The organism is Embleya sp. NPDC059237 (assembly GCF_042754105.1).
GTDB lineage: Bacteria > Actinomycetota > Actinomycetes > Streptomycetales > Streptomycetaceae > Embleya.
In genome coordinates this window covers 39,029-60,809 of record NZ_JBHZAE010000015.1, presented here as the reverse complement: position 1 = coordinate 60,809, position 21,781 = coordinate 39,029, and the positions used below count along the sequence as shown (strand labels likewise).

At 73.4% G+C, this 21,781-nt stretch carries 7 protein-coding genes; 4 read left to right on the top strand and 3 right to left on the bottom strand.

The features are described 5' to 3' along the window. Window positions 1-93: 93 nt before the first annotated feature. The 3 genes from ACFXKZ_RS36845 to ACFXKZ_RS36835 are packed head-to-tail and all read right to left on the bottom strand — an operon-like array spanning window position 94 to window position 4,738. Complete coding sequence (locus ACFXKZ_RS36845) at window positions 94-1,362, bottom strand: MFS transporter (protein ID WP_380006997.1); 1,269 nt, start codon at window positions 1,360-1,362, stop codon at window positions 94-96. Further along, complete coding sequence (locus ACFXKZ_RS36840) at window positions 1,359-2,621, bottom strand: MalY/PatB family protein (RefSeq protein ID WP_380006994.1); 1,263 nt, start codon at window positions 2,619-2,621, stop codon at window positions 1,359-1,361. Before ACFXKZ_RS36840 ends, ACFXKZ_RS36845 begins: the two co-directional genes overlap by 4 nt. Then, window positions 2,618-4,738: a B12-binding domain-containing radical SAM protein gene (locus ACFXKZ_RS36835; RefSeq protein ID WP_380006991.1), complete on the bottom strand. Its 2,121-nt coding sequence runs from the start codon at window positions 4,736-4,738 to the stop codon at window positions 2,618-2,620. The genes ACFXKZ_RS36840 and ACFXKZ_RS36835 overlap by 4 nt, the downstream gene beginning before the upstream one ends. 477 nt (window positions 4,739-5,215) lie before the next feature. On the opposite strand from ACFXKZ_RS36835, the gene ACFXKZ_RS36830 reads away from it, so the two are divergent. From ACFXKZ_RS36830 to ACFXKZ_RS36815, 4 genes are read left to right on the top strand one after another with little or no spacing between them, the layout of a single operon-like run. Continuing rightward, window positions 5,216-13,366 (top strand): amino acid adenylation domain-containing protein, encoded by an 8,151-nt coding sequence (locus ACFXKZ_RS36830; protein WP_380006988.1) that lies wholly within the window; start codon window positions 5,216-5,218, stop codon window positions 13,364-13,366. Then, on the top strand, window positions 13,359-20,765 hold the full coding sequence (locus ACFXKZ_RS36825; protein WP_380006985.1) for an amino acid adenylation domain-containing protein: 7,407 nt from the start codon (window positions 13,359-13,361) through the stop codon (window positions 20,763-20,765). The genes ACFXKZ_RS36830 and ACFXKZ_RS36825 overlap by 8 nt, the downstream gene beginning before the upstream one ends. Next, window positions 20,762-21,523: an aspartate/glutamate racemase family protein gene (locus ACFXKZ_RS36820; RefSeq protein ID WP_380006982.1), complete on the top strand. Its 762-nt coding sequence runs from the start codon at window positions 20,762-20,764 to the stop codon at window positions 21,521-21,523. The genes ACFXKZ_RS36825 and ACFXKZ_RS36820 overlap by 4 nt, the downstream gene beginning before the upstream one ends. Next, complete coding sequence (locus ACFXKZ_RS36815; RefSeq protein WP_126642037.1) at window positions 21,520-21,780, top strand: MbtH family NRPS accessory protein; 261 nt, start codon at window positions 21,520-21,522, stop codon at window positions 21,778-21,780. The genes ACFXKZ_RS36820 and ACFXKZ_RS36815 overlap by 4 nt, the downstream gene beginning before the upstream one ends. The last annotated feature ends 1 nt before the right edge of the window (window position 21,781 follow it).

Sequence of the window (21,781 nt, the reverse complement as noted above, 5' to 3'; positions counted from 1 at the left end):
GGTAAGTGGTCTGGACCAAAAGGTCAACAGTGGATGCGCGGGACGCGGCGCCGACGTCGGTTTTTGCCGGCCGGTGCGGCGGACCGCCCGTGCTCAGCGCGGGAGTTCGGCGCGGCGAACGGTCGGGGAGGTCAGCCCGACGGCGGCGCCGAGGGCACTGATCCCGGCGAAGATCGCATAGGCGGGGCCCGGGCCGCCGGCGGCGACGGTGGCGCCGAACAGGGGGAAGGCGATCGGGCCGAGGCCGAAGGCGGTCAGGCTGAGGACGGAGGCGACCCGGCCCTGGTAGGCGGGTTCGGTCGCGGTCTGCACGAGGGCGTGGCTCAGGCCGCCGTTGAGGCCGAACAGCAGGCCGGCGCAGGCCGCGACGGCGACGGCGACGGGCAGGGCGGTGGTCGCGCCGAGGCCGGCCAGGCCCGCGGAGCCGGCGGCCAGGGCGGCGATCAGGACGGCGCCGGCTCGGGGCAGCCGGCCGGTCACGGTGAGGAGCAGTGCGCTCGCGCCCGCGCCGATACCGAACGCGCCGGCGAGCCAGCCGGCGCCCGAGGCGTCCCAGCCGCGTGCGTCGGCCAGGACGACCATGCCCACGTTCAGCGGGCCGCCGGCGCCGAGTTCGATCAGCGCGCTCGCCAGGACGAGGCGACGGATCAGTGGGCGGCGGCGGATGTAGCGCAGGCCGTCGGCGAGTTCGCGCCACGCGGTGGCCCGCGAACGGCCGCCGGTGGGGGCATCCGTCGCGGCGGCGGCGGTCGATCCGGCGCCGGGTATCCGTACCGCGAGCAGCAGCACGAGGGAGAGCGCGAACAGCCCGCCCGCGACGGTGAACGCGGCGGCCGGGCCGCCGAGCGCCAGTGCGGCGCCGGCCAAGGGCGGCCCGGCGGTCTGGCCGAGCCGGATGGACAGCGCGCGCATGCCCTGGACCCGGACCAGTTCCCCGGGCGCGGCCAACAGCGGCGGGAGCGCGCCCACGGCCGGCATGAACAACGCGTCGACGACGCTGAACACCAGCGCGACGGCGATCAGCAGCCACAGCCCGGGTGCGGACAACACCAGGACCGCCGCGGCGCCGAGCACGACGAGGCAGCGCACGGCATCGCTGCCGATCACCACCCGACGCGGCCCGAACAGGTCGGCGACCACACCGCCGCCGAGCATGAGCACCGCGCGGGGGATCGCCGCGATCGCCATGACCAACCCGACCCGCGCGGGCCCACCGTGCTGATTGGCGGCCCACCCCAGGGCGAGAAAGAACCCGCTGTCGCCGACCACAGATGCCGTATACGCGACCAGCCAACGCAACACGTTGCGATCACGATGCGCGGGCGGCCCGGCAACGACGCTCGCCGCCGCTGCACGCCTCATGTGCGGCCGGGTGCGCGGAGCGCTGAGTGCATGCGGTTCAGGATTTCGTCGAGGACTCCCGCCGATGTGGCGAAGTTCAGGCGGGCGAAGCCGTTTCCTTCGGGGCCGAAGGAGGGGCCGGAGAAGAGCAGGACCTTGGCGTGGTCGCGGAAGAAGACGTACGGGTCGTCACCCAGGCCCAGCGGGCGGCAGTCGAGCCAGGCCAGGAAGCCCGCCTCGGGGGAGTGGTGGCGGATGCCCTCGGGCAGTCCCGCGGCGAGGCGGCGGCGGTTGCGGTCGAGGAGGACGCGCACCTCGTCCAGCCACGCGTCGCCCTCCGCCCAGGCCGCCGTCAAGGCGGCCACGGCCAGCACGCCGACCTGGCCGAAGAGCAGCCCCCGCCGGGCGTCCACCGCGACCCGCAGCTCCGGCGGGCCGATGTGCGCGGCGGCGCAGCGGATGCCCGCCAGGTTGAACGCCTTGCTGCCCGAGGTCACGGTGACCGTGCGAGCGGCGATCTCCGGTCCGAGGGACGCGAACGGGATGTGTACGTGCGGCGGGTGGGTCAGGTCCGCGTGTACCTCGTCGGAGATCACCAACAGGTCGTGCCGCAGGGCGAGTTCGGCCAGCCCTTCGAGTTCGTCCCGGCGTAGCACCCGGCCCGTGGGATTGTGCGGGTTGACCAGGAACAACACCCGGCAACGGTCCGCCCGGTCGAGCGTCGCGGCCACCCGGTCCGGGTCGAGCGTCCAGCCGTGCAGGCCCTCCTCGATCGGCACGGTCAGCGGTGGCCGGTCCATCCGGCGCAGGTCGTCGACGAACGGCGGGCAGGCGGGCGTGTGCAGGACGACCGCGTCGCCCGGGCGGGTGGCCAGGTGCAGGACCGCCGACATCGCCTGGTTGACGTCGGTGAACAGGCGCAGGTGGGTCGGCTCGGCGGCGAAGCCGAACCGGCGCTTCATCCGGGCCGCGAACACCTCGCCCAGCGGCGCCCCTTCGGTCGCGTCGAACCACACCGGGTAGCCCAGGTCGCCGTCGATCCGCCGGATCAGCGCGGCGCGGATCTCGGGCGCGATCGGGAAGTCCATGTCGCCGATCCACGCGGACAGCGTGTCCCGGGGTGCGTAGGCCCACTTCTCTCCGTCGCGACGGGCCAGGACATCCGGGTCGAGCGCGTCGAACACCCGGTGTCCGAAGGCAGGTTCGTGCCCGAAGGCGGGTTCGTGCCCGGCGGGGTACGAGGGTTCGAAGTCGGCCGCCGGCGCCGCGTCCGCGCTCATCGGCCGGACTTCTCGGCAGCGGCGGCCACGTCCGGTACAAAACCGGCCACGAGCCGCGAGCCGCCGGGCATACCGCCGCCCGGCTCCGCGCCCCCCGGCCTGTCGCCCGGCTCCGCGCCCCCCGGCCCGTCATCCCGGTCGTCCGCCGTCTCGCCCTCCCCCTCCTCCGGCACGACCCCGACCCCGCCTCCGTCCCCCTCCCCGAGCAGCGGCGACGAGTCGTTGCGTACCGCCCCCCAGCGGCGTTCCGTTTCGCGGTGGATGTGCCAGATGTCGTCCTCGGCCAGCACCACCGAGACCACGCCCGGGAAGGCCTCCTCGAAGTAGGTGTAGGGACGCCGGTTGTCCACCCGGGGCGAGTGGTAGTCGAGCCGATCGTGCATGCCGTGTACGCGGGTGATCGGCGTGGCGGGATGGTAGGTGAGGATGTTCGGGCTGGCCAGGTCGATCAGGCGCGCGTCGATCAGGCCGCCCACCGCCTCGATCGTCTCGTCGATGCTGCCGCGCGTCTCCCCGTCGAGGCCGAACAACACCGAGGTGCCCACCCGCATCCCGTGCCGCTTGACCAGCGACACCGCCTCGCGCACCCGATGCGCCCACGGCCGGTCGGTGCCGCGCCGCAGATTCTTGTGGATGTGGTCCATCACCTGCGTCGACATGCTCTCGATGCCGACGTACACATACGAGCAGCCGGCCTCGCGCATCCGGTTCAGGATCTCGCTCGCCGCGTGCCGCTCCCGCAGCGCGATCAGGGTGTCCACGGTGAGTTGGGCACCCCATTCGAGGTTCCGCAGCCGGGCCGGATCGTCCGGCTCCGGCAGCAGCCGGGCGAAGCGCACCGGCAGCGCCGCCGGTCCACTCCGACGCAACTCCCGCAACCGTCCGCAGAATTCGGCGATGTCGCGCGAACGCCCGCTCCAGAACACCGAGTCGTCGAAGAACAGCGCTTCGGCGCCGTAGCCGACGTATTCACACACGCGTTCGAGCGCGCGGCCGATCGGATCCTCCCGGAACCGCTTGAGGCCGATGCCGAGCGTGGAGGACTCCGAGCAGAAATTGCAGTGATAGGGACAGGCGTTGGAGACCATCACGTGTGCCGTGCGTCGGATACCGCCGTCGGCGTGGGTGAAGATCGGGAAGCGCGAGCGGATCGCGAACGCCTCGTACGGCGAGGGCAACGAGCCCAGATCGAGCGAGGATCCGTCCTGCGGAAGCACGTCGAAGCCGGATGCGGACAGCAGCACGATCACGGAACTGCCCACCGAGGGACCCTCTTTGTCGAGCAGCCCCTGAAGACAGGGCAACACCCGATCGCGGTCGACCCAGCGCCGGTCCAGGTCGGTGGCCAGGGCCAGGGCACGCATCAGCAGGTCGAGCGAGTGGTACGCCTCACCGGTGATCACCGCGTCGAACACCCGGGGTGCGCGCCCGTCGGCGATCACGGCGAGCGGACTGCTGGGGGCGAGCACCAGCCGTTCCCGATGCGGTACCCGGATCACCGTCTCGTCCGCGTGGCGTCCGCCGAGCACCACGAAGGCATCCGGGACCTCGGTGCGGACCAGGCCGGCGATCTCCAGGGCGTAGCGGTGCGCCGGGGAGACCGCGCTGATCAGCACGACCCTGGGCCGTACCCGGCGGAGCAACCGGATCCAGCGCACCCGGGCGGTCTCGTCCCAGATCCGGGGGTCGAAGACGGTCTGGTCGGTGTTCGGGTCGGTGCCGTAGTCGCGGTAGCCGTCGTGACCGGCCGTCATCCGGTAGGCGTGGTCCGGGAATCGGGTCCACTCCGGCGCCAGGTCGTTGTAGTGTTCGGCGCATTGGAGCCGCCCCGCGTCGGCGACGGCGCGGTGCACGGCGAGGCTGAGCGCGGCGTACAGGCACATCGGGTCGCCGGGGTAGGTGATCTCGCCCTCGGCCTGAGTCATCACGGGCGCCAGGACGCAGAGCACCGGGAAGTACCGCGTCGCCGTGCGGCCGGCGGCCAGGTCCGTCGCGAGTCGGTGCCTGCGCGTACTCAGGAGTTCCTGGAAGATCGCCGGCGCGGCGCCGCCGCCCGCGTCGTGGAATCTGATGTCCGCGCCGGCCGAGGTCGGTTCTTCGTCGACGGAATTGGTCATCGGCCCTCCAGGTCGGTCCCCGACGTGCCATCAGGCCGCCGACGGCCGAAATCCCGCGCGTGGGCCGCAGAACGATCCCCCATGACGCCGCACGTGCCGTCGCACGGGCATGGCGTCCACCATCGGCGAGGGTCCCGAGGGGCGAAAGTGTTGCCCTGTTGCCCAAACCAGGAAACAGCGCCTCACCGGGCGGCCCGTCGTGCCGGCCCGCGGCCCGGCGAAAGCCCTCGTGGGAGCCGTGATTCGGCGTGCCGTCGCACGTGGGGAGGTGTTTCCTCGAACGGGCAACAGGGCAACACTTTCGCCCTCCCGGCCGCCGGTCGATGGTGGTCCGCATGCGTCATCGCCGGTGCGGGCCGGACGGGTGACCAGACCCCGGAACCCATCCAACCCCCTGAATCCACCGAGCACACGCGTATGCGCAAGTCGGCCCCGGGCACCCCGTCCCGGGCCCGGATCGGCGATGGGAGAACTGCGTTGTCGCACGCCTCGCGGGAACCGGACGATCACGCGTCGCGGGAACCGGACGACCTGGTGGGGGTGTTCGCGGCGCGCGTCGCCGAACACCCGGACGCGACCGCGATCACCTGCGCGGAGCGGGCAGTCGACTACCGCGAACTCGACGAATCCTCCGACGCGGTACGCCGGTTCCTGGAGGCTCGCGGAGCGGACACCCACCTGGTCGACGACTGCGAGGTGTGCGGGCCGGAACTGGCCGACGAGGCGCCGGTCGGCGTGTTCATGGACCGGGGCGTCGACGTCGTCGCCGCCATGGTCGGCACGGTCAAGGCGGGACGCCCCTATGTACCGCTGGACATCCGCTCGCCGGCGGCCCGGTCGCGGCTGATCCTGGACGAGTGCGGCATCGGCCTGGTCCTGGTGGACACCGTCGAACGAGCCGCGCGTGTCCGCGAGTTCTGCGCCGAGTGGGTCGACGTGGTGTGCTTCGCGGACGCCGTGGCGCCGCCGGCGCCCGCGGCGACCGCACCCGTCGCGCCGCCCGGATCCGTGGCGGGGGCGCCCCCGCGCCCTCGATCGCCACGCCGGCTCGCGTACGTGATCCACACCTCCGGCTCCACCGGCGTGCCCAAGGGCGTCGAGATCGAACACCGCGACCTGGTCGCGTTCGCGGCCGATCCGTGCTGGTCGGACGGCCTGGATCGGCGGGTGCTCCAGTATTCGCCGCTGGCGTTCGACGCGTCGGTGTTCGAGATCTGGATGCCGCTGCTTCGCGGCGGCCGGGTGGTGGTGGCCCCGCCCGGCGAGGTGGACGCCGGCGTGGTCGCGCGGCTGATCAAGGAGGAGGGCGTCACCTGCGCCTTCGTCACGACCTCCCTGTTCAACGTGATGGTCGAGCAGGATCCGGCGGTCTTCGCGGGCATCGGCCAGGTGTGGATGGGCGGTGAGGCGGCCTCCCCGCTCGCCGTCTCGCGGGCGTTGCGGGCGGGCGGCGCCGGCACCGTGGTCAACGTGTACGGGCCCACCGAGGGCACCATCTTCGCCGCGTTCCATGTGCCGACCGAGCCGGTGGGCGCCCCCGTGCCGATCGGCTCGGCGATGGCGGGCGTGCGCACCTACGTCCTGGACGAGCGGCTGGACCCGGTCGAGACCGGCGCGGACGGCGAGCTGTGCCTGGGCGGGCGGGGCGTCGCGCGCGGATACCGGGGCCGCCCCGGGATCACCGCCGACCGGTTCGTACCCGACCCCTTCGCCGGCGGCGGCGCGCGGATGTACCGCACCGGCGACATCGTGCGCCGGCGGCCGGACGGCCTGCTCGAATTCGTCGGCCGCCGCGACCGCCAGGTCAAGGTACGCGGCTTCCGCATCGAACTCGGCGAGATCGAGAGCCGCCTCGTCCTGCGCCCCGACGTCGCGGGCGCCGCCGTGCTGGCCCTGCCGGACGCACACGGCGACAAGACGATCGTCGCCTACCTGGTCCCACGCCGGGACGCTTCGACCGGCGACGCGAACCCCCGCCCCGGCGAACCGGGTTGGGGACGATGGGTGGTGGGGGAGTTGGCTACGACCCTGCCCGCCTACATGGTGCCGACCGACTGTGTGGTCCTGGACGCCCTGCCGCTGACGCCCAACGGGAAGGTGGACTCGGCCGCGCTACCCGCCCCGACGCACGCCGTCGACGGCCGCGCGCCGCGTTCGGCCGTCGAGGAACTGCTGTGCGAGGTGTTCGCCGATCTGCTCGGCCTCGACCGGGTCGGCATCGACGACAACTTCATCGAGCTCGGCGGCCACTCGCTGCTGGCCACCCGCGCGGTCGCCCGGATCGCCGCCGCCGGAGCCGGACTCCTGCGGGTGGTCGACGTGTTCGAGGCGCCGACCCCGGCCGCACTCGCCCTCCGCCTGGACGCGGCGGCCCGGGCCCGGACCGCCGAACGCCCGCCGCCGACCCCCCGACCACGCCCCGACGTCATCCCGCTGTCCTTCGCCCAGCGGCGGTTGTGGCTGGTCAACCGCCTGGAGGGCAGCGCCAACCCGGACTACCACATCCCGCTGCTGTTCCGCCTGCACACCGAGCCCGACCTCGAAGCCCTGCGGGCCGCGCTGCGCGATGTGATCGAACGTCACGAGAGTCTGCGCACGGTCTTCCCCGTACACGACGACGTGCCGCACCAACACATCCTCGACAGCGACGAGTTCGGGGTGCGGATCCCCGTCACCGACTGTGCGGCCGACGCCGTGGACACCGAGATCACCCGCGCCGCCCGGGCGCCGTTCGACCTGACCACCCGGCTGCCGATCCGGGCCGAGCTGATCCGAACCCCGCACGAGAGCCTGCTGCTCGTGGTGGTCCACCACATCAGCGCCGACGGCTGGTCGCTCACCACGCTCACCCGCGACCTGGGCCGGGCCTACGCCGCCCGAAAGCGCGGTACCCGGCCCGACACGGCGCCGCTGCCACTGCAATACCGCGACTACGCCGCGTGGCAGCGCGAACAACTGGGCGACGAGAACGAACCGGACAGCCCGCTGGGCAGACAACTCGCCTACTGGACAGCGCGGTTGGCCGACGCCCCGGCCGGACTGACACTGCCCACCGATCGTCCGCGCCCGATCGTGGCCGGCCACGCGGGCGACGTGCACGCCTTCGAACTGCCCGCCGACCTGTGCACGGCCCTGGACGACCTGGCCCGCTCCGCGCACACCACGCTGTTCGTCGCGCTGCACGCCGGCCTGGCCGGCCTGCTCACCCGACTCGGCGCGGGCGAGGACATCGTGGTGGGCAGCCCCATCGCGGGCCGCGCCGACGCCGTCCTCGACGACCTGATCGGCTTCTTCGTCAACACCGTGGTGCTGCGCACGGACACCTCCGGCGACCCCACCTTCGCCGAACTCCTCGCCAGAGTGGACCGGTCCTGGCTGCCCGCCTACGCGCACCAGGACGTCCCGTTCGACCTGCTCGTGGAGAAACTGAACCCGGTCCGCAGCCTGTCCCGACACCCCATCTTCCAGGTCTCGCTCGGCCTGCTGAACACCCCCGACGCGATCACCGGACTGCCCGGTCTGGCCGACCCGTGGACCCTGGCCAACACCCGATCCGCCAAGTTCGACCTCGCGTTCCACCTCTTCCCGCACCGCACCGAGACGGGCCGCCCGGCTCGGATCGACGCCACCGTGGAGTACGCCACCGACCTGTTCGACCGGGACACCGTCCGGCGCATGGCCGACCGACTGGTCCGCCTCCTGCGCGAGGCCGTCGCCCACCCGCACCGCCCGCTCGGCGCGCTCACCATCCTCGACGACGCCGAACTCGCGGACCTGCGCCCGATCGCGCCGGCCGCCCACTCGGAACACGACACCCTGGTGGCCGCCTTCCACGCCCGGGTCGCGGCGGACCCCGAGGCGCCGGCCGTCGGCGAAGACGCCTTGACGTACCGCGAGTTGGCCCGGCGCGCCCGGGCCCTCGCGGACGGACTGACCGACGTCGACGCGCCCGTCGCCCTGCTCCTGGATCCCGGCGTCGACGCGGTGACCGCGACCGTCGGCGTGATCGAGGCCGGCGGGATCTACGTGCCGCTCGACCCGACCCTGCCCGACCGGCGCCTGGCCACGATCCTCGCCGACAGCGGCGCCGGGACCGTACTGGTCGACCACCCCGAGCGGGCGGCACGGGTCCGCACCCTGGTCGGCCCCAAAACCCGCGTCCTGCCGGTGGCCGACACGATCCGCGCCGGGACGGCGGCAGCCACCGGCTCGGCGCCCGTCGAGATCGACCCCGACCAGATCGCCTGCATCGCCTACACGAGCGACCCCACCGGCGCCCTCGTGGGCGTGTGTACGAGCCACCGCGACCTGCTCACCGCCCCGGATCACCCCGGCGAGTCGATCCTGCGTTCCTGCGGACCCACCGACGAGGCCGGCCCGTATTCGCCGTGGGCCCGGCTGCTGCGCGGTGGCGGCGTGGGCACCGTGCGTGCACCGGATTCCCCGGCCCCACCGGCCGCCGGCGGCCCCCGAGCCCGGCTCGTGGACGAGACCGGCACCCTCGTCGGCATCGGCATGATCGGCGAACTGTGCCTGGCCGCACCCGGGATCGCCTCCGGCTACCTGGGCCGACCCGCGCTCACCGCCGAGCGCTTCGTGCCCGACCCGTACGGCCCACCCGGGTCGCGGATGTACCGCACCGGCGACCTCTTCCACCGCCGAGCCGACGGCAGCGCCGACCACGTCGGCCGGCGCGACCGGCAACTGCGCCTGGGCGGACGGCGGATCGAGCCCGCCGAGATCGAGGCGGCGCTGACCGAACACGCCGGGATGGCCGAGGCCGTGGTGGTGCGCCGCGACGACGAGCGCCTCGGCGAGATCCTGGTCGGCTACGTGGTGCCGGCCCCCGGCCACGGGGAACTCGGCGACGTGCTCAGGGCGTTCCTGGCCGATCGGCTGCCCACGCACCTGGTGCCGTCTGCCCTGGTCCCGCTGCCCGCACTCCCGCGCACCCCGGCCGGCACCGTCGACGCGACGGCGCTGCCCGCCCTCGACCTCGCCGACCCCTCCCGCCCCCCGCGCACCGCCGAGGAACGGGCCCTGTGCGCGCTGTACGCCCGCACCCTCGACGTGCCCGAAGTGCGCCTCGACGACAGCTTCTTCGAACTCGGCGGAAACTCCCTGGCGGCGATCCGCCTGGTCGGTCGGCTGCGCGCGGATCACACGATCGAGGTGCCGGTCAAGAACGTCTTCCGCCACCCGACGCCCGCCGCGTTCCTGGCCGGCATGCCCACCGAGGCACGGCTCCGGCTCACCGGGCCCGATCACGACCGCGACCCCGACGCGCACACCATCCCGCGCACCACCACCGCCGACGACCTCGTGCCGCTGTCCTTCGCCCAGCGCCGGTTGTGGTTCCTCGACCAACTCTGGCCGAACCGACCGGACTACCACCTGCCCGTCGCCTTGCGCCTGACCGGCCCGCTGGACCCGGATCGGCTGCGCACCGCGCTCACCGGGCTGGTCACCCGGCACGACATCCTCCGCACCCGCTATGTGCTCCGCGACGACGAGGCACACCAACTCGTCGAACCGGCCGTGCCGATCGAGCCGCGTGAAGTCGACCTGCGCGCGCTGCCGATCGAGGAGGCGCTGCCCGCCGCCGACGCGGCGATCGCCGACGACCTCGGCCGACCGTTCGACCTCGCCGCCGCACCTCCGGTGCGCACGCTGCTGGTTCGGTTGGCCGACGACGACCACATCCTCTTCCTGGTTGTACACCACATCGCGACCGACGGCTGGTCCAGCGAGGTGTTGTGCCGCGAACTGGCCGACCGATACCGACTGGGCGCGCGGTACGAACCGGACCCGCCGGCACTGCGCTACGCCGACTACGCGGCCTGGGAGAGCGGCGCGGCGGCGGACCCGGCCCGCCGGGCGCAGGCCGACTACTGGCGCACCCACCTGGCCGGACTGACCTCGGTGGAACTGCCCGGTGACCGCCCGCGCCCGCCGGTCATGTCCGGCCGGGGCGAGCAATTCGACTTCGAGATCCCCGCCGACCTGCGCCGCCGACTCCTCGACCTGAGCCGGACCCACGAGAGCACGCCGTTCATCACCCTGCTCACCGCCTTCCAGGTGCTCGTCGCGCGGCGCACCGGGGCCCGCGACATCGCCGTCGGCACCCCCGTCGCCGGACGCGGGCACCCCGAACTGGACACACTGATCGGACTGTTCGTCAACACCTTGGTTCTGCGGGTCGATCTCGATCCCGCACTGGGCTTCGCCGACCTGATCGCCCGCACCCGCGCCGACGCGGCCGCCGCCTACTCGCACCAGGACCTGCCGTTCGAGCAACTCGTCGACGAACTGCGGCCGGAGCGCGACCTCGGCCGCAACCCGCTGTTCCAGCTGATGTTCTCGATGGCGGACGTCAACCCCGCCCCCGCCGACTGGGGGGAACTCGCGGTCGCACCGCACCCGGTGCCGTTCCGCGCCGCCAAACTCGACCTGGAGATCGCCGTCGCCGAGCGAGGGGACGCGTATCTGGGCAGCGTCTACTACGCCACCGACCTGTTCGACCCCGCCACGATCGAACGGCTGGCCCGCGACTATGTCCAGCTCCTCGCGGCGCTGGTCGAGCGACCGGACGCGCCGGTGGGCGGGCTCGGCCGGCAAGCCCGCCTCGGGGCGCCCGACGCCCTCGGGCCCGCGCCCGACCGGTCCGAGGCCCTCACGTCCCCCACGACCGGCGATACCCGGCATGCGGCTGTGGAGGACCCCGAGTCCGGCGCCGAGCCGTACGCCCAATGGAACGACACCGCTTTCGACCACGACCTCGACCACTGCCTGCACGACCTGTTCGCCCGGCAGGCCCGCCGCACCCCGCACATCACGGCCGTGATCGCCGGGCGGGAGAGCCTCGACTACGCCGAACTCGACATCCGCGCCAACCGCTTCGCGCACCGGCTCGTGGCACACGGGGTCCGCCCCGGCCTCCCGGTCGGCCTGCGCCTGGACCGGGGCTCGGACCTGGCCGTCGCGCTGCTCGGGATCCTCAAGTCCGGCGGCGCCTACCTACCCCTCGACCCCGACCTGCCCCCGGCCCGGGCCCGACAACTCCTCGCCGAGGCGGGCACGGACATCTGCGTGGTCGACGCCTCGGCGGGCGACGCGCTGCCGGCCGACGCCGGGATCCGTACCATCACGGTCGACTCGACCGCACCCGACGCCCGGTCGGACATGCCGCCCGACGGCCGATTCGACACCCCGCCCGACGTCCCGGTCGACCCCGACGACCTGGTCTCGATCTACTACACCTCCGGCTCGACCGGTAAGCCCAAGGGTGTGGCCAACCCGCACCGGGGCTGGGTCAACCGCATGTGGTGGATGCACCGCCGCCACGGTCTGGCCGTCGGCGACCGGGTGTTGCACAAGACCGTGCTCAGCTTCGACGACTCCGCGGTGGAGCTGTTCTGGCCATGGCTGGTCGGCGGCACCGTGGTCATGCTCGAACCCGGCCTGCACCGCGACCCCCGGGCGACCCTGCGCGCGGCCGTCGAACACGAGGTCGTGGTCCTCCAGTTCGTCCCCAGCATGCTCGGCCTGTTCCTCGACGAACTCGACGCCGTCGGGCCCGCGGGACTCGACCGGCTGCGGGTTGTGGTCTCCAGCGGCGAGGCGTTGCGTCCGGACCTGGTGGCCCGCTTCCGTACACATCTGGACGCGCAGGGTGCCCGGTTGCACAACCAGTGGGGGCCCACCGAGGCGTCCATCGACGCCACTCACCACGTCTGCGGCCCCGAGGACGCGAAAGCCGACACGGTGCCGATCGGCCTGCCCCTGGACAACTACCGGGTACACGTCCTGGACGCCGACCTGCGGCCGGTGCCGGTCGGCGTCGAGGGGGAACTGCACGTCGGCGGACCGGGTTTGGCGCGCGGCTACTGGAACGACCCGCGGCGCACCGCAGAGGCGTTCGTGCCCGACCCGGACACCCCGGGGGAGCGGCTGTACCGGACCGGCGACCGGGCGATCCGCCGCCCGGACGGCGAACTGCTGTTCCTGGGCCGGGTCGACCACCAGGTCAAGATTCGCGGCATCCGGGTCGAACTCGGGGAGATCGAGGCCATGTTGGTCGCGCACCCGGACGTCGCCGACGCCGTGGTCACCAAGTGGGAGCCCACCCCCGGCGACCACCGCCTGCTCGCCTACCTCGTGGCCGCCGCCGGCACCCGCCCCGAGCCCGAACACGTACGCGCCTACCTGGGCGAACGGCTGCCGCCGTATCTGGTGCCCACCCGCCTGACCCTGCTCGACGCACTGCCGCTGAGCCCGAACGGCAAGGTGGACCGCAGACGACTGCCCGCACCGGAACGAGACGCCCAACCGGCCCCGACACTCGGCCCGATCCGCGCCCCCGAGACCGACGCGGAACTCCTGGTCGCCGAGGTCTGGGCGCAATTCCTGGCCGCCGACGACGCCGACGCCGACTTCTTCGCCCTGGGGGGTCATTCGCTTTTGGCCACCCGGATCGTCTCCCGACTGCGCCGCGCCCTGGACGCCGAACTGCCACTGGTGCTGCTCTTCGAACATCCGACGATCGCCGGGCTCGCCGCCGCCATCGAGGCCGAACTGCTCGGCGCACCGACCGACGACGACTTGCCCGCCGGGGGCTGCGATGACTGAGCGCACCGGCGCGCGTGACCCGCGCCTGGTGGAACGACTGCGCGCGGCCCGGGCGCGGCTGGCCGATCCCGGGCCCGATTCCTCGGACACGTACTCGGGATCGTTGCCCCGGCGTCCGGCCGACGCCCCGATCGTGGCCTCGTTCGAGCAGGAACGGGTCTGGCTGGTCGACCGCATCCTGGGCCGGGCCCCGGAATACAACGTGCCGCAATGCATGTGGTTCCGGGACGAGTTCGACGCGGACGCGTTCGGCCGGGCACTTACCGCGCTGGTCGCCCGGCACGAGGTATTGCGGACCGTCTTCACCGAGGTCGACGGTCTGCCCCGGCCCGTGCTCCGGCCCGCGGACCCGGTGCCGATCGAGACCGTCGACGGCACCGAACTCGGCGATCCGGCCGACCCCGATGCCCTGCGCCGCCTCGCCCGAAGGGTCGCCGGCCTCGCCGACCGCCCGTTCGACCTGGCCCGCGAACTGCCCCTGCGTGCGGTCGTGCTGCGCTGCGTCGACCGTTCCGCGCTGGTGCTGCTGACGGTGCATCACATCGCCACCGACGGGCCGGCCATGGCCCGGACCTGGAACGAACTGGCACGCCTCTACGCCGCCGCCCGCGCTCGCCGGCCGCTGCCCACGGACCCGCCGGCCCGGCAGTACGCCGACTTCGCCGCCTGGCAGCGTGCCCGAGCCGCCGAGACCGAGGCCGCCGACCTGCGCTACTGGGCCGAACGACTGGCCGGGCTGCCCGAGCTCACCCTGCCCACCGACCATCCCCGGCCCGCCGCGAGCGAGCGCGCCGGTGCCGAGGTGCGTTTCACCCTGCCCACCGCGACCGCCGACCGGGTGCGCGCGTTGTCCATCCGACACGGCGCGACGCCGTTCATGACCCTGCTCGCCGGCTTCAAGGCACAACTCGCCCTGCTCGGCGGGCAGACCGACATCGCGGTCGGTACCCCGGTCGCCGGTCGGGACCGCCCCGAACTCGAGGCGATGCTCGGTACGTTCGTGAACACCGTGGTGCTGCGCACCGAACTGTCCGACTCGCCGAGCTTCGTCGACCTGATCGGCCGGGTGCGCGAAACCGCGCTCGGCGCGTACGCCCACCAGCGCCTGCCCTTCGCGCACCTGGTCGAGCACCTCCAGCCCCGCCGCGACCTGAGCCGAAACCCGCTGTTCCAGGTGCTGTTCGCACACCAGCACGAGTCGGCGCCGGATGCGCAAACGTGCTCCGGCCCGCGCCTGCGTCCGGTACCGCTGCCCGTCACCACCTCGAAGTTCGACCTTGCGCTCACCCTGACCGAGTGCGGCCCCGAAGCCCCGATCACCGGGTCGATCGTCTTCGACCCGGACCTCTTCGAGTCCGCGACCATCCATCGCCTGGCCGCCGGATACGTCCGCCTTCTGCACGCCGCCACCGCCTACCCGGACCTGCCCCCCGCCCGGCTTCCGCTCGCCGACCCGGCCGAGTCGGCCGCCCTCGTCCACGACTGGGGACGCGGCGAGGTCCGCGACCGGGACGGCGCCACGCTGCCCGAACTGATCGCCGCGCAGGCCCTACGCACCCCCGAGGCGATCGCGCTCGGCTGCGGCGAACGTACGGTGACCTACGCCGAACTGATCGAGCGAGCCGACCGGTTGGCCGCCCGGCTCGAAGCCCTGGACCTTTCGCCCGAGGGTGTGGTCGCGGTCTGCCTCGACCGCTCCGTCGACCTGGTGATCGCGTTGCTCGGAGTCCTGCGCGCGGGCGGAAGCTATCTGCCGATCGACCCGAGCCACGCCACGGCCCGCATCGGCGCCCTCCTCGCGGACAGCGAGACCCGACTGGTACTCACCCACGCCACGACCGCGCGGACCATGCCCTGGGCCGACCTCGGGGTCCCGGTGCTCGACCTCGACACCGTCCCCGACCACGCGGCGGCCCCGCACCCGACCGCCGCCGCACCCGACCCGGACCAGGTGGCCTACCTGATCCACACCTCCGGGTCCACCGGCCGGCCCAAGGGCGTCATGGTCACCCATCGGGGTGTGGCCAACCTCGCCCGGGACATGATCGAACGCCTGCCCCTGGACGGATCGTCCGTGGTCGGCGCGCTGACCACCGTCTCGTTCGACATCGCGGTGCTGGAACTGCTCGTCCCGCTCGCGGCCGGCGCCCGGGTCCAGGTGCTCCCGCAGGCGGTGCTCGCGGACGGCGGTCGGCTCGGCGCCGCGCTGACCGACGCCGGCGCGACCGTGGTCCAGGCCACCCCCGCCGGCTGGGCGATGTTGCTGGACGCGGGCTGGCCCGGCGGCGAGATCCGGGCACTGTGCGGCGGCGAGGCACTGCCGGGACCGCTCGCCGAGCGCATCCGTGCACGGGTGGCGCGCCTGTGGAACGTGTACGGCCCGACCGAAACCACCATCTGGTCCGCCGCACACCTCGTGGAGTACACCCCCACCACGCCCGGCCCGGGCACCCCCGACCCGGCCGCGCCACCACTCGGCCGCCCGCTGCTGAACACGTCGCTGTATGTACTCGACAACCGCCTCGCCGTCGTGCCCATCGGCGTGGTCGGCGAGCTGTACATCGGCGGCCTCGGCCTGGCGCGCGGCTACGCCGCCGACCCCGGCCGGACCGCCGAGCGGCTGCTGCCCGACCCCTTCGCGGCGAGCGCCGGTCGCGCGGGGGCCCGGATGTATCGCACCGGCGACCTGGTCCGCTACCGCCCCGACGGCCGGCTGGACTTCCTCGGCCGGGCCGACCACCAGGTCAAGATCCGGGGCCATCGCATCGAGCCCGGCGAGATCGAGGCCCGCCTGCTGGCCCACCCCGACATCACCCGAGCGGCGGTGCGGGTGCACGGCGAGGGGCTGGACCGGGTGCTCGTCGGCTATCTGGTGCGCCGCGCCGGGCACGACGACCGGGACCCCGGCGCGCTCGCCCGGGAGTGGCTGCGGGAGAGCCTGCCGGAATACCTGGTGCCGCCCCTGATCGTCGAACTCGACGCGATGCCGCTGACGCCCAACGGCAAACTCGACCGCCGCGCGCTGCCCGACCCGCCCTCACCCCGGACGAGCGCCGCGTACGTCGCGCCTGTCGGCGACCGGGAGTCGCGGATCGCCGCGGTGTGGGCGCGGGTCCTGGACGTGGAACGGGTCGGTGCGCACGACGACTTCTTCGCACTGGGCGGGCACTCGCTGCGTGCGGCGCGCCTGGTCGCCGCGCTGCGCGAGGAGTTGGCGGTGGAGGCGCCCGTGCGGCTGGTGTTCGACCGGCCCACGGTGCGCGAGTTCGCCGCCGCGCTCGACCCGGGGCGGCCCGTCGAGCGCATCCCGCGGCGCGCCGAACCGGACCGGGCGCCACTGTCGTTCCTCCAGCGGCGACTGTGGTTCCTGGACCGGCTGCGCCCGGATCGGGCCGACTACAACGTGGCGTCCGTCCTGCGGCTGCGCGGCGGGGTGGATCCGGCCCTGCTGCGCCGGGCCGTCCAGGGCGTCCTGGCCCGACACGACGTGCTGCGCGGGCGGTTCGTGGCCGGCCCCGACGGTCCCGTACAGGTGACCGACCCGGTGTGGGTGCCGTGGGACGAGGTGTACGACCCGGGCGTGGCGGATCCGGGCGAGGCGGAAGCGACGGCGCTCGCCGAGGCGCGGCGGCGCTGCGCCGAGCCGTTCGACCTGGCGCGCGGGCCGCTGTTCCGGGCCACGCCGATCCGGATCGGCGCCGAGGACCAGCTGTTGGTGGTGGTCATGCACCATGCGGTCGTCGACGGTTGGTCGCTGCCGCTGTTCTGGGCGGAGGTCGGTGCCGGGTATCGGACGCTCGTCGGGTCCGGGTCCGGGTCCGGGTCCGGGTCCCGGTCCGGGTCCGGGTCGGCGTCGGCATCGGTATCGATGCCGCCCGAGCCTGCCCGACCGCCGTTGCAGTATGCCGACTTCGCCGCATGGGAGCGCGACGACACCGTTCGAGGCGAGGCCGACCTTGCCTATTGGCGCGAGAAGTTGGCCGGAGCGACCGCCACCGAGATCCCCGGCGACCGACGCCGACCGGCGATGTTCGACGAGGAAGGCGCCTCGGTCGACTTCGAGCTGCCGGAGACCGTGGCGCGGCGTACGGTCGAGGTGGCGCACGAGCTGGGGGCCACGCCGTTCGTGATCCTGTGCGCAGCGTTCGCGGTCACCGCGGCCCGGCTCTCCGGGAGCACGGACGTCGTGCTCGGGTCCCCGACCGCGGGTCGCGGTCGTCAGTATCCCGAACTGGCCAATGTGATCGGCCCGTTCGTCAACACCCTGGTACTGCGGGCGCACGCCGGGGAGGAGCGTGCGTTCGCGGACCTGGTGCGCGAGGTGCGGACCACCGTCCTGGACGCGACCGCGCATCAGGACCTGCCGTTCGAGCGGTTGGTGGAGGAGCTGCGGCCGGAGCGCGAACTGAGCCGACACCCCCTGTTCCAGATCATGTTCGCACTCGACCGGGACGAGGCCGATGCGCTCGACCTGCCCGGGGTGCGAACCGAGTCCGTACGGATCCCGCACCACAGCGCGAAGTTCGACCTCGGCCTGACCCTCACCGAACGCCCCGACGGCACGTTGACCGGTTCGCTGGCCTATGCCACAGCGCTCTACGACCCCACGACCGCGCACGGCATCGCGGACACCTTCCGGCGTGTGCTCACCGCGGCCCTCGCCCGCCCGGACCGCCCGGCGGCGGGACCCGAACTGCTCGATCCGGCCGCCGTACAACGCCTGTCGCCGATCGACGCGCCCACCGCGTCCGAGGACGCGTGCCTGCACACCCTGGTCGCCGCCCGCGCCGCCGAGCGACCGACGGCCCCGGCCCTGGAGTTCGGGGAACAGGTGCTCACCTACGCCGGGTTGGACCGGCGCGCCAACGGCCTGGCCCGGCGGCTGCGGGCGGCCGGCGCCCGGCCCGGCGTGTTCGTCGGCGTGTTGCTGCCCCGGTCGATCGAGCTGGTCGTGGGCCTGCTCGCGGTGTTCCGGACCGGCGCCGCCGCCGTACCGCTCGACCCGAGCCAACCCGCGGAGCGCATCAGGCTGTTGCTGTCCCACGCGGGTGCGTCCCTGGTGCTGACCGACGAGGCGTCACCGACCGGCGACGCGACGGACCGGTTCGCCGGGTCGGCGGTGGTGTCCGCGTCGACCATCGAGGCCGACAACCCTCCGGATTCCCCCGCCGGCCCGGCGGACCTCGCCTACGTGACCTTCACCTCCGGCTCCACCGGCCTGCCCAAGGCGGTGCCCACCACCCACGCGGCGGCGAGCCGGTATCTCCGGCTGCTCGCCGCCGAGTTCGGGATCGGCGCCGAGGACACCGTGCTCCAGGTGGCCGCCGTCTCCTTCGACGCGGCGATCCGGGACATCTTCGGCACCCTCGCCGCCGGCGCCCGCTTGGTGCTGCCGGCCGACGAACACGCACGCGACCCGAGGGCGATCCTGACCACGATCGACCGGTGCGCGGTGACGGCGCTGCTGTCCGTGGTGCCGTCGCTGCTGGGGGTGTTGACCGCGGTCGCCGACGGCGATGCCGACGCGGTGCCGGCCGTGAGCCGGTTGCGGCTGATTCTGCTCAGCGGCGAGGCGCCGAGCGCGGAGGTGTTGCGCCGGGTGCGCCGACTGGGCACCGGGATCGTGGTGGTCAACCAGTACGGACCCACCGAGTGCACCATGACGTCCACGTTCCGGCGCATCACCGACGCCGACCTCGACGCCGGGTCGATCCCGATCGGCGCGCCGCTGCCCGGCACCCGGGCACTGGTCCTGGACGCCGCCGGTCGGCCGCTGCCCACCGGCGCGATCGGCGAGCTGTACCTGGGCGGACCGGGGGTCTCGATCGGCTACCCGGGCGCGCCCGCGGCCACCGCCGAGCGCTTCGTGCCGGACCCGTACGGGCCGCCCGGCAGCCGCTGGTACCGCACCGGGGACCTGGCCCGGGTCGACTTCCACGGCCGACTGATCTTCCACGGCCGCCGCGACGACCAGGTCAAGGTGCGCGGCGTGCGGGTGGAACCCGGCGAGGTGGAGGCCGCGTTGCTGGCCCGGCCCGAGGTACGGGCGGCGGCCGTGGTGGCGCACCGGGGGCCGGCCGGCGCCGAGTTGGTGGCCTACGTGGTCGGCGCCGCCGGCCCACCCGACCTGCGCGCGCTGCGCCGGGCGATCGCCGACGTACTGCCCGAGCACCTGCGCCCCGGCCACTACACCGCACTCGACGCGCTGCCCACCACCGCGCACGGCAAACTCGACCGCCGGGTCCTGGCAGCCCGCCCGCCGGCGCCCGAGCCGGATTCCGGCGAGGCGGTGGTGACGCCGCGCAACCGGGTCGAGATGCGGCTCCTGGGCGTATGGGAGGAGGTGCTCGGTCGGGCCCCGATCGGCGTGCATCAGGACTTCTTCGAACTCGGCGGCCATTCGCTCAAGGCGGTCGAACTGGTCGAGACGATCCGCCGCCGGACCGGCCTGGACCTGCCGCTGCACACCCTCTTCCGCAACCCCACCGTCGAACGGTTGGCCGCCGCCGCGACCGCCCTGGCCGAGCCCTCACCCGACGGGCCCGACCTGGTGGTCCCGCTCGGCGACGAACACCTGCCCGGACCGCCGCTGTTCCTGGTGCACCCGCAGTCCGGCGACGTGTGCTGCTACGTGCACCTGGTCCGCGAACTCGGCGACTGGCGCCCGGTCTACGGGATCGAGGCGATCGGGTACAGCAGCGACACCGCTCCGCTGACCGACCTGGGTGAGATGGCGCGGCGCTACGTCGAGGAGATCCGCAAGGTTGCTCCGAACGGCCCGTATCTGCTCGCGGGTTGGTCGTTCGGCGGCAATGTCGTGGTGGAGATGGCCGCGCTCCTGGAGGCCGCCGGCGAGGAGGTCGCGTTCGTCGGGGTGATCGACGCCCGCGCGTTCGGCGAGGACGAGGTCGAGGAGTGGTACGCGAACACCGGCGAACTGGCCCGCTTCGGCATTACCCAGGGCCTGACCCGCTCCGGCCTGAGCCGGGCCGACGACGACGCGGTGCTCACCCTGCTGGCCGGACACCTCACCGCGCAGGACCGGCTGTCCCGCTACGCCGACACCGGCACGCTGCGCCGGATGATCGACGTGTTCACTGCGAACGGGCGCGCCGCCGACGGCCATCGCTCCACCACCCGGGTTCGCGCCCCGCTGCACCTGTTCACCGCGAGCGAGCGACACCCGACGCTGACCAACCCCGCCGTGGTGCCCGCGAGTTGGGGACGCCGTACGCACGCCGCGCTGCACGTGGTGCCGGTGCCGGGCACCCACCACGACCTGGCCAACCCGCCACACGTGCCCGAGTTCGCCCGGCTGCTGCGCATCGGTGTGGACACCGCGATGTGTCCCGACGGCGCCGCCGGATCGGCATCGTTCCCCGAGGAGGCTCGGCCTTGATCAAACGTATCGGCATCGTCGGCGGCGTCGGCCCGCTCGCGTCCGTGTACTTCTACGAACGTCTGCTGCGCCTGTCCGGCGCGAGCGACGACGCCGACTATCCCGCGGCGGTCCTGGTCTCCGAGCCGATGCCCAGCCGGATCGAGCACCTGCTCGGACGGGGTGAGAGCCCGCTGCCGCAACTACTCGCCACAGTTGAGCAGTTGGAGCGTGCCGGGGCAGATGCGATCGCGATCCCCTCGGCGACCACACACGCCTACCGGACCGAGCTGTGCGACGCGGTCGGCATACCCGTCTTCGACCTGCTCGCCGAGACCGGTGTCGCGCTGCGCCGCCGCCGGCTGCGTCGGCCGCTGCTGCTGGCCACCGAGGCGACGGCCGAATTGCGCCTGTACGAGCCGCACCTGGCGCCCGACACGATCGCCCGCTACCCGGACGCGGCACGGCAGGCGGAGACCGACGACTTCATCGAGCGGGTCAAGCGCGGCGTCCCGGTCGAGGCGTTGCGCGGGGAGTTCGCCCGCTGGATCGAGGGCCTGCTCCCGCGCCGGACGGGTGATCCGGACTGCATCGTGCTGGCCTGTACCGAACTGTCGGTGATTGCCCCGACCCGGGCGGGCCGCGTCCCGGTCGTGGACGTGACCGACGTGTTGGCGCGGGCGATCCTCGCCCCCGGAGACACCCCCTCGCGACCGGTGCGACCGGCCGCCACTTCATCGGAAACGCAACACAACGTGATGAGCGGAGAACAACCATGACGGTTGAGGACACCCGTTGGTCGGTCGTGATCAACGACGAGGAGCAGTACTCGATCTGGGCGGCCGGCCGCGATGTGCCGGTCGGTTGGCGGATCGTGCGGGTGGACGGCGTCGACGTCGAGGGGTCCCGGGAGGACTGCCTCGCGCACATCGAACGGGTGTGGACCGACATGCGTCCCAAGAGCCTGCGTGACCGGCTCGCCCGGCGGGCCGAGGCCGAGGCCCGGCAGTCCGCCGCGCGCCCGTCGGCGAGCTGAG

What these genes read in the sequence shown, in the direction of transcription:
- ACFXKZ_RS36845 (WP_380006997.1), bottom strand. Translation starts at nt 1,362, where the DNA reads ATGAGGCGTGCAGCGGCGGCGAGCGTCGTTGCCGGGCCGCCCGCGCAT.
- ACFXKZ_RS36840 (WP_380006994.1), bottom strand. Translation starts at nt 2,621, where the DNA reads ATGAGCGCGGACGCGGCGCCGGCGGCCGACTTCGAACCCTCGTACCCC.
- ACFXKZ_RS36835 (WP_380006991.1), bottom strand. Translation starts at nt 4,738, where the DNA reads ATGACCAATTCCGTCGACGAAGAACCGACCTCGGCCGGCGCGGACATC.
- ACFXKZ_RS36825 (WP_380006985.1), top strand. Translation starts at nt 13,359, where the DNA reads ATGACTGAGCGCACCGGCGCGCGTGACCCGCGCCTGGTGGAACGACTG.
- ACFXKZ_RS36815 (WP_126642037.1), top strand. Translation starts at nt 21,520, where the DNA reads ATGACGGTTGAGGACACCCGTTGGTCGGTCGTGATCAACGACGAGGAG.